The following is a 9,471-nucleotide window of genomic DNA, read 5'->3' as shown; positions in this document are numbered from 1 at the left end:
CCCGCGTAACCTCGCCTATCTATACACAGGCGCCCTATTTCTGGTGATTGGCGCGCACTTCTGTTTGTTGTTCTTTCACATAGAGGTTCAGAAGCCTGCTTTTATCGTACTCGGCAATATTGAGGGCGTACTGATCGCGATGGTCTTGGGCGCAAAGGAATTCTTCCTCGGTTCGTCCTCAATGGCGAAAAAGCAGGAGGCCGTGATTACCAGCTTCGCGACCGATCCGGACACTTATGTTACGACTCAACGCTAAGTCCTATGTTGACACGCGCTGAGGCAGCGTTGCCGTCGTTAGCTGGAGATAAACCCCGAAAGCCTTTGGATGCGTTCTTGGGTCGCCTCATCGGCTTCTACAACTACGTGCGGTGCTCTCAACATTGGGACTATCGGTCGCCCGCCGTTTTCGAGGCCAAATCTGCGGAGAAAAAACTATTTGACTGTCCAAAATTAGTTAACCATAACTAAGCCAATTTAGTTGCGTCCTCTGACAGCGTGTGTTACAAAGCAGCCAACAGGGGATGCAACAAAGATCCCCTCCCCTAATACCGACCATTTCCTGTAGTTTCGCACGACCCTCTTTTCCCGACGTTGGCAATAAGGAGCGGCAATGCAATCTTTCAGACTTTGGCGGCATCTAGCACTTGGCGGTCAATCATTAGTAAAACTGGCGCCAAGTGGCTTGACTACCGAGGGCGGTTCTATCGAGCATCTACTCGCGCTTGAATTTTCTGCGCGCGACTACGTCACTTATTTGTTGTCCATCGACGCGGAAATCGAGCACTGCCTGATGGTGCAGTATCTATATGCAGGCTACTCCTTGGGCGGCCCGCAGGTGCCGCCCAAATTTCACGACGCGGTTCGCAATTGGCAAGAAACTATCCTCGGCATTGCCAAGGAGGAGATGGGACATTTGATCACGGTGCAAAACGTGCTGCGCCTGATCGGCTCGCCTTTACATTTCGAGCGCAACGATTATCCTTGGGACACGCCGTTCTATCCTTTTCCTTTCATGCTTGAACCGCTGACGCTGAATTCGCTCGCGAAATACGTCTACGCGGAAGCACCAGTCAACTGGGACGGCGGTGCACTGGGGGAGGAAATCCGCAGACGCGTCGATGCGCAGGCACCTTGTCCCCATCATGTCGGGGAACTGTTCAATACGCTGATTCCGCTCGTCAATTCCCTACCCGATGAAGTCTTTCAGGCCGACACTTACCGCTGCCAGGCGGATTTCGCTGAGTGGGGCCGTGGCTACCACGGGGGGCAGCGCGGCAGCAGCGACCGGCGGTCGCTGGGAGGCACGCCGGACGTGCTTGTGATGCCCGCGACTTCGCGCGACGACGCGGTGAACGCACTGAAGGCGATTGCCAAGCAAGGGGAGGCTCCGCACGGCACGAATCCCTCACATTTCGTTCGCTTTTTGCGGATCTATGTGGAAATGCGCGCCGCCCTCGAAGGCCAACTGCACGGCCAAGATGTTTGGAATGCCGCACGTCCCGGCGACTTTCTTGAACAAACCTGGAAGGACGCCTATCCGAAAGTGGCGGTTACGCTACACGACACAAGAACAGCGTCGTCGGGCGCGCACGCCGCTTGGCAGCCTTCACGGTCTGTCGCAGTTAACCCCTACGTCTCACTCAATACCGACCTCGAGCCGGAGCAGGGTGGCACACCGACGACGGCCATCACCGAGCCGGTGACGGCGTTGTGGGCGTCGTTGTTTAACTTGCGTTATCGCATGCTGTTGCAATACCTGATCCACAGTTTCACGCTTTACGGTGAGCTCAGGGCAGCAGGACAGTTCACGCCGCGCGGGTCGATCATCAATGCCGCGTTCGGGGAAATGTACAACCTGCGTGCGCTCTCTGAGATCCTAATGCAGTTGCCCGTGTCGACGGCGTCGGGCGCACCGCTTGCGGGGCCGCCATTCCAGGTGCCCTATACGCTCAACAGTCCGTTTGGTGAGGCGAACCGGTGGCGCGGGCACCTCGATCTACTAGCGGCATCGGAAAACTTGGTGACGAACTTGCTAGCCCAAACCGATGCCGTACACCATCCGTATTTGCACAGTTTGCGCGAAGCCGACAAGAATATAACCGCCATCGCCAGGCGCATCCTGTCTGGCAAAGTCGACCTGGCGTTACTCTAGGAGCCAAACATGCCGATACTGGAACTTCGAATTCTGCCGCCCATTGCGGTCGGAAGGCTAGGCGCCGCGGCGACGCCGCTAGAAGCGTTCAAGCTTGATGTCAATCCCAACAACCCGCTCGATTATCGCCGCATTGTGCCGTGCACAACGCTGGAAGTGAATCACGAGAGCGGTGAAATTGTGCGGTCCTACGTACCTGACAAGATTCGTTTCAAGGATGAGGATAAGAAGGTGCGGCCGGTTGCGCCTTTCCTCGAGGTTTTTGCACGCACGCAGGAGGAGCCAGATAGGCTGCAGCCGCTCACACTCGAGTTACTTAAGAAGGAACAACTGGACGTCAACGCCTTACATTGGAATATCTGTCTCGGCAATATCAAGATATACCGACGCACCAACGACCCGAACGACAAGATCTACGCCGAACTAACCAACCTCAGGGACCATAAGCGGCACGCGATGAAAGGCCAGTGCAGAAACTTCCGCTCTGGACGGCACCTTCCGCTCGGCTACATCCAATTCATCAAGCCGACAGAACTGTTCCCTGAAATCCGCCTGCGCTATACACCTGCAGCCGGCATCGTGTACGGTACGCGCATGAAACGTCGTATTTCGGACAACGAAAACGAAACAGAGCTGAGCGACGACCCCGTCATCGATCGCGACGATCTCCTGCTTTACGATGAAAAGCCCGGCAAGTGGCTCGGCTTCAGGGAAGCGGGCGGCCCTACGCAGGATCATCCTGCGCCGACCAACCCCGCGCAGATTTTCGCCGGATATGCCGGCAAAAATGGAGATCAGGTTAGCTGGGGCTATGTCGACGACGAATGCGATGGCTACGTTCAAGTCGTGTTAATGAAGAAGGACGGCTGTGAGTTGCATGCGCACGGCTATATTGGTGCCGGGCCGCCGGCCTATGCGCCTGATACGCTGCCGGTGCGCGTGGTCTCCGACGAGATGGAGCAGATTCTTTACGGTCACAATGTTGACGAGGAAGAAGTATCGATCGATGAAGCCACGAAGATCGTCTTGCGCGCGCTGGAAATGATACGCCTGATGAACACGGCCGTTATGAACGGTAATCCGGTCAACGGGCAATTCAACGTCGCAAGCACCATGGTGAGGCAGAACACCGCCGACTTCGAGCGCTATTACGAGCCGATTGCTGCCGAATCAATTGTCGACAATCTCGCGCTGCGCGCGCTGCACGAGCGCGTGTTCAGCACATTGCTGGCCGGCGGCGCACCATGGTTCGCCAAGGTCTTGCGCCAGCCCGAGGAGATCGGTGATCTGACAGCGGAGGGATTGCGCAAGATGCCGGCCTTGATGCGCGGCGCGGATGGCCGCAGCCTGACGCTCACGCGCCGCCACATCAACCTCGTGATCAAAGCGGCACGCGACGCGATGTTTGGACAACCTGATCCGAAGGAAGATAAGTATGTCGACTAATGATTCGAATAGCCTGCAACAGCACGACAGGCAAATCCGTGAGATCCGTGCCGAAAATCTGACCGCGCAGATTCACCACCGCGGTGTGGGCAACCCAGCTTCGGTTCTGCCGCGCAGCGCGATTTCGAATTGCTTTCCCGGTCTGGAGTTCGATTTCCGCAACCTCTGGCGACGCGCATTCGAAGGCATCACACTGGTCGAGAACAACAATTACGTGATCGATGCGGATTCATGCTACGAGCATCTTAAAACGCGTCGCCTGCTGCGCTTTGGCGATCCGAATGGCGGTCCGATGGTTACTACGATGGTTGCCACGAGCGGACCGGTTCTTCCGGGCGGAGATCCCATCACGCTTGCCAGCGCATCCAATCCCAATGCGGTGTCGTTTATGGAATGGTCCAACTCCATCGCCCGTATCGTTCACTTACAGGGGCAGCCAGTCGAATGTGAATTCACGGATTACCCAAACGCCATCGACGAGGTGTTATACGTTCCCAATAAAACAAAGACCTTGAAGGAGACGCTCATCCTGAGGCGCTTTTTCGATGGCGAGACGGCCAGCTTCAATCCCCAGATGCTCCAACCAGGCGAATTGACGCAAGGCCTTTGTGCGCCCTGGCAGAACGATTATCGCGAATGCGCGTGCTACTACTGGGCCGCGTCGCGCCCCGACTTCATCAACGTCGAGCCTGGCGACGACGGGCTGGCGCGCGGCGACATGTGGCTGTCCAAGCGTCGCACCGGCACGTACGTGCCGGATAATCGCGTCGACTCGCGGCTGTGGTCCTACGACGATCTGTTCAGATCCTGGCAGGAGGATCTTCAGTTCGTGATACGCGGCAAGGATGCCAATGAAACCTGACGCCATTGGTGAATCGTTCGTGGCGGCCCGGCCGACGTCGATCAAGGACGCAGGGCTACAGCTTGCGCCTCTGGCGTCGGCGATGACCGCACGCATCGCCGACGCGTCGCGCCCCCGGCATCCCGAGATTCATGTAGTCGAAGATGCGGAGGGAGCGCAACTGCTGCTCGTCAACGGAAGCCGCCTATTTCATGTACCGCGCGATTTGCATGACGCGTTTCGAACGGCACTCGAAGAGATGGACGCAGGGGCTGTCGCCGCGCTGGTCGCACACTGTGGACTTGATATGATGCCCGCGATTGACGACGTGCCTTTGACCGAAGCACCGGTGCACGCGTTGTCACTTGCTGTCGCGCAGAAATGCAATCTCGGCTGTACCTATTGCTACGCTCAGCAGGGAGAATTCGGCGGCAAGGCGCAGAACATGCCGCTCGCGACAGCGCTCGCAGCAGTCGATTTACTGGTCGAACAAGTGAACGAAGGCGGCAAGATTAATCTGGCGTTCATGGGGGGGGAACCACTCGCCAACCGTGCGGTGCTGCGTGCGGCGACCACTTATGCGCGTGAGCGCGCAAGCTCGCGCGGCGTACGCTGCTATTTCTCGGTCACCACGAACGGCTCGCTTCTGCAGGAAGACGACGCGGATTTTTTCGAGGAACACGGTTTTGCCGTCACCGTCAGCCTCGATGGCCCTGCGCCCGTACACAATCGGTTGCGTCCGTTCAAGGGCGGCAAGGGCTCCTTCGACGCCATCGTCGAGCGCTTGGCCCCCCTGCTTGCCCGTCAGCGCCACATGCAGGTCTCGGCTCGCGTGACCGTCACGCCCTTCAATCTCGATTTGCCGAGCACGCTCGACACCTTCATCGGCATGGGGTTCCATAGCGTTGGATTTTCGCCGCTGCTGCGTGCTTCGAACGGCCGCGCAGAAATGGAGCCCGACGACATGGCAAACATGCTGCAAGAGATGATCGCGTGTGGACTCGCGTTCGAGCAGAAAGTCATGCACGGCGAGCGCTATCCTTTCCTGAACATGCAGAACGCGCTGCGCGAAATCCAGCGCGGCACGCATCGGCCTTATCCGTGCGGTGCGGGTGCGGGATATTTCGGCGTATCCGCCGCTGGCGAGCTGGCAGCTTGCCACCGCTTCGTAGGCGATGAGGCCGGCGCCATGGGCCATCTCTCTACGGGTGTCGATCATGTACGTCAGACGATTTGGCTTGCCGAGCGTCACGTGCATAGGCAGTGGCCTTGCAACGCATGTTGGGCGCGTTACCTCTGTGGCGGCGGATGTCACCATGAAGTCCTTGCGCGCGGACGCAGCGCCTGCGATTATATCCGCGGCTGGCTGCACTATGTAATCGGTGCACACGGCAGGCTGGCGCGCTATGCGCCTACTTGGTTTGCCAATCCGCCGGGCACGTCGTCGAGCGGCACAGGAACGGTGTGAATCGCAAGTTCGACATGCTCGTGATCGGCGCCGGTCCTGCCGGTCTGTGCTCGGCGCTTCGCTTGAACCATCTCGGACATCGTGTGCTGCTCGTTGAAAGAAGCCAGTCATGGCCTCGTCCGCAAATAGGGGAGGCACTTACACCGGGTGTCAGGAACATCATCGATTACCTCGACGCGAACGATGCACTCGAGACCGTCCCCATCCTCGCCGGTAAGCCCACGCACGTGCGCTGGACGAGCAAAACGATCGAGACGGTTGCGCACGACGGCGCCGTCGTGGAGCGTGCCGCGTTTGATGAAGCTCTTCTGCGTTTAGCCCAGGCGCGCGGTGTGGAAGTCTTGCGACCGGCGAGCCTCGGGCAAATCGACGGAGAGCCCGGTGCCTGGCATGCGCAAATAGCGACATCCGGCAGGTTGTGGCACGCAGAGGCACACGTGCTGCTCGAAGCCCAGGGCCGGCAGAACCGGCGTGTACCACAAAGCTTGCATGCGCCTAGGCTGTCCACAGTATGGGCCGAAATCGAGCTGGAAACGCTGGCTCCGCGAGCTGATTTCGCCACTCGCGTGGAGGCGCTCGATGACGGATGGATGTGGGGTGCTGCATTGCCGGGCGGCCGTTACCGTGTCATGTTTACGTTCGATCCATACACACGCGAGCGCGGACCAGAGTTTCTTTTGCGCAACGCCTGCTCACGGAGCGCGTTGTTTCAAGACATGGCCAGCTTACCATGGTGCGCCTCGCCACGGATGTGCGTATCGACGCCCTACGTCGATGTGCTCTCCTGGCAGGCTGGGCGAGTCAAGCTCGGAGATGCTGCGTTCGCGCTCGACCCGATTTCGTCTTCGGGTGTCGAAAAAGCCATGCGATTCTCCCTCCAGGCCGCGATTGCTCTGAACACGTGGTGCCGGGCGAGCAATGCCTCGGAACGAGAATTGGCACAGCGCTTTTACGAATCGCGTTTGGTCGAAGGCGCTGCGCGTCACCTCGCATGGAGCACTGGATACTATCGTCAAACATGGTGTAGTGAATCGCATTTCTGGCGCCAGCGCTCGATGCCAGCGTTGACTTCTGATACGGTTGCGACGGCTTCGTCCAGTAACGAGGCTGCAGCACGCGTGGACATCATGACGCGTGCGCTGAAAGCCGAATTGGCGCATTTTTCGTCGATTCCGCGGCAGCCGAATGTGCCTGTACCTCAGTTTCCCTTGCACAGGCCGATTCAGTTCACTCGGAATACAGACATTGTCGTGATCCCCTGTGCGAAAGGCGACCGTGTCACCGCTCAGCCCGCCTTGCAGCATCCAAGTCTCGATCGCCCAGTCGCGTTTTGGAATGGCGTGGCGCTTTTTCCACTCCTTGAGATGTTGACAAGGGCGACGCATCCTTTTGAGCTGGTTGCGTTTCTCGGCAAATCAATGAAAACAGAAAAAGCACAACAGCTTCTGGAGTGGCTGTGGAGGCAGCGAATAATCGAATCAAGCGCCTTCGACGCGAAGGCCCATCCAACCTTATAGGGTTAATCTTAGAATTCGGCAAAAGGACACGCCAATCAGATCGGCCAAGTCGCGAGTCATCCCGAGCTGATTGCCTCGATTTGCTGGCGTCAGGGGCAAAGTCATTTGGCCATGCTGCGACGTTACCCTCGTCTTGCAGCAAAAAGCCCAGCCACAAAATAGAGCTTGAATTATCAACTGCCGGGAACGAGTAACAGCCAACTTTAGTCATTTGGAGGCCGGTAGCAACAATATCTAATTTTAATGAACGAAGACGCACTGCAGCATCGAAATGAACTGCAAGAAATGTTAAACGCACTGCACTGGATGGCGCGGGTTGGTGCATCGTGGTGTATGCTCCCGACCAACTTTCCGCCGTAGGAACGGGTCTACCAGCAAACGCAGCGTTAGCTGAACGCGGGTTGCTTTGAAGCGATGGTCCACGATTTGCGTTCGGTGCTGCGCGTGGCGCAACAGCGTCAGGGGTCAGCCCAGCGTGGTTATCCTGGAGGGACACACCCTACGTGCGAGAATGGTCCGCGTGCGGGCTACGCCGGTCATAAGCGCAAGCGAGGCAGCAAAGTTTATATGGCTGTGGACACGCTGGGCCTACTGCAGGCGGTGCACATTTCGCCGGCCAACGCACAGGAGCGCGCACCGGTGGTCGGTGAGCGCGCAGTAAACCACATGTCTTACGCGGGGCGATCTCCTGTGCGTTAGCATGTCGAAGTGGTGAGGTAATCCCCCCTCCCAAAAAACCGATGAAATCAGAAGTAGAATTTTTTTGTTAAGGGAGTTCTACGCAATGAAGAAGTCGAGATTCACGGACAGCCAGATCATGGAGGCGCTCAAGCGCGTGGAGGCAGGGCTGGCGGTACTGGATCTGTGCCGAGAGCTGGGCATTAGCACGGCGACGTTCTACAAGTGGCGCTCGAAGTACGGCGGCATGGACGTGTCGCTGATGCCCATCTTGCGGCACACCTCAGCCACTGGTGTGTCCAGCTCTGCTTGCTTCAACGCGAATGTAATCTGTTCTCCTTCACGACATTGACCTGCTTCCCGAGATTAGCAAGACAAGATGATTCATCATTTTGAGGTCGACTATCATCGATTGAGCGCATAGGGCCTAACCGCCTACCATCACCTCTCGACCGAGTCGATGTCCCGCGGCCGACACGAACCGCTGTTTTTACCCATACAGGCTCGCATCCGCGATAAACGGGCCGAATTGAATCCCTTTCCGCTACTTAACCTTGACCCTGACCCGTCACCGGTGACATGGTGGGAAGTTCCGAGTCAACGCCAGACGGCTGGCCACGCAGATAGCGAGCGCCGTCGTCGGCCCATCGTCGATTGGATCAAGGCACGGCTGCGTCGGCAATGAGATAACGTCAATCTTGGCGAGACGGATGGTTAGGCTGACGCAGCCTAACCATCCGTCTCGCCTATTAATAATCCACGGCATTGCACAAGCGCATTATGACTTAGACAAATCGTCGATTATCCTTTTGGTTGTTTTTAGCTTTAATTTAATATCCGACTCAACAACGTCAAGCTTCTTCATTAAATCAACATACTGATTTTTTGATAGCCCTGTTTTAGGCAGAGAACCATTTCTTTGGTAAGGGTTTGCTTGCGCGGTTTTATGAATTCTTTCTTTTGACAAATTAATTTCCGAAATAACCTCACCGAAGGCTTTTCTTAATCTATGATCCAGCTCGACTCGATTTTCATTACTATTTAGATTTCCGTTTACGATAATATCGAGGCGCGATCTATTAATGGCGCTTTTCGCACGACTGAGCTGCCCAAGCAGATTGTTTACTCTAGTCTGCAAAGCGTCGCGATCTTTATCTGACACAGCGCTAGTCTTTTGAAAAAAGCTATTGGTTATTTTTACCCAATTCAAGGAATTTTTTAGCTTCTCATTGATGCCCTTCATGGGCATCGCGCTACTAGCTTTGTGTAGCCAAACATTATTTAGATCCTATGTAGCGCGAGACTAACCAAAGCTTAAGTTGTAAGCTTAAGTGAATCAAGGCGAACGCAACGGAGGCTATCATGCGTA

General features: G+C 56.6%; 6 protein-coding genes and 3 pseudogenes. 8 read left to right on the top strand and 1 reads right to left on the bottom strand.

What is annotated here, in order from left to right:
• From KQH55_RS14470 to KQH55_RS14435, 8 genes and pseudogenes are all read left to right on the top strand, one after another.
• Window positions 1–256, top strand: a pseudogene (locus KQH55_RS14470) (hypothetical protein); the annotation flags it as partial.
• 426 nt (window positions 257–682) lie between these two features.
• On the top strand, window positions 683–2,152 hold the full coding sequence (locus KQH55_RS14465; RefSeq protein ID WP_235091492.1) for a ferritin-like protein: 1,470 nt from the start codon (window positions 683–685) through the stop codon (window positions 2,150–2,152).
• A 9-nt stretch (window positions 2,153–2,161) separates the two neighbouring features.
• The gene (locus KQH55_RS14460) at window positions 2,162–3,598 is read left to right on the top strand and encodes a hypothetical protein (protein ID WP_235091491.1); all 1,437 of its coding nucleotides are present in this window, start codon (window positions 2,162–2,164) and stop codon (window positions 3,596–3,598) included.
• The gene (locus KQH55_RS14455) at window positions 3,588–4,460 is read left to right on the top strand and encodes a hypothetical protein (protein ID WP_235091490.1); all 873 of its coding nucleotides are present in this window, start codon (window positions 3,588–3,590) and stop codon (window positions 4,458–4,460) included. Before KQH55_RS14460 ends, KQH55_RS14455 begins: the two co-directional genes overlap by 11 nt.
• Window positions 4,450–5,907, top strand: a complete 1,458-nt coding sequence (locus KQH55_RS14450; RefSeq protein WP_235091489.1) for a radical SAM/SPASM domain-containing protein — start codon at window positions 4,450–4,452, stop codon at window positions 5,905–5,907. The genes KQH55_RS14455 and KQH55_RS14450 overlap by 11 nt, the downstream gene beginning before the upstream one ends.
• Window positions 5,904–7,424, top strand: coding sequence for a tryptophan 7-halogenase (locus KQH55_RS14445; RefSeq protein ID WP_235091488.1), 1,521 nt, complete (start codon window positions 5,904–5,906; stop codon window positions 7,422–7,424). The genes KQH55_RS14450 and KQH55_RS14445 overlap by 4 nt, the downstream gene beginning before the upstream one ends.
• Before the next feature lie 243 nt (window positions 7,425–7,667).
• A pseudogene (locus tag KQH55_RS14440) lies at window positions 7,668–8,066 on the top strand (transposase); the annotation flags it as partial.
• A gap of 142 nt (window positions 8,067–8,208) precedes the next feature.
• A pseudogene (locus KQH55_RS14435) lies at window positions 8,209–8,379 on the top strand (transposase); the annotation flags it as partial.
• A 501-nt stretch (window positions 8,380–8,880) separates the two neighbouring features.
• On the opposite strand, the gene KQH55_RS14430 reads toward KQH55_RS14435, so the two are convergent.
• Entirely contained in the window at window positions 8,881–9,345 is a 465-nt protein-coding gene (locus tag KQH55_RS14430; protein WP_235091487.1) for a hypothetical protein, read from the bottom strand.
• Window positions 9,346–9,471: the final 126 nt, after the last annotated feature.

Origin of the sequence: Mycetohabitans sp. B3 (genome assembly GCF_021498065.1) — a bacterium.
In the GTDB taxonomy this organism is placed as follows: Bacteria; Pseudomonadota; Gammaproteobacteria; order Burkholderiales; family Burkholderiaceae; genus Mycetohabitans.
Note: the sequence above shows the minus strand (reverse complement) of the source record. Positions and strands in the feature narration are given on the sequence as shown.

Coding starts and splice junctions, on each gene's coding strand:
- KQH55_RS14460 (WP_235091491.1), top strand. CDS start 2,162: ATGCCGATACTGGAACTTCGAATTCTGCCGCCCATTGCGGTCGGAAGG.
- KQH55_RS14455 (WP_235091490.1), top strand. CDS start 3,588: ATGTCGACTAATGATTCGAATAGCCTGCAACAGCACGACAGGCAAATC.
- KQH55_RS14450 (WP_235091489.1), top strand. CDS start 4,450: ATGAAACCTGACGCCATTGGTGAATCGTTCGTGGCGGCCCGGCCGACG.
- KQH55_RS14430 (WP_235091487.1), bottom strand. CDS start 9,345: ATGAAGGGCATCAATGAGAAGCTAAAAAATTCCTTGAATTGGGTAAAA.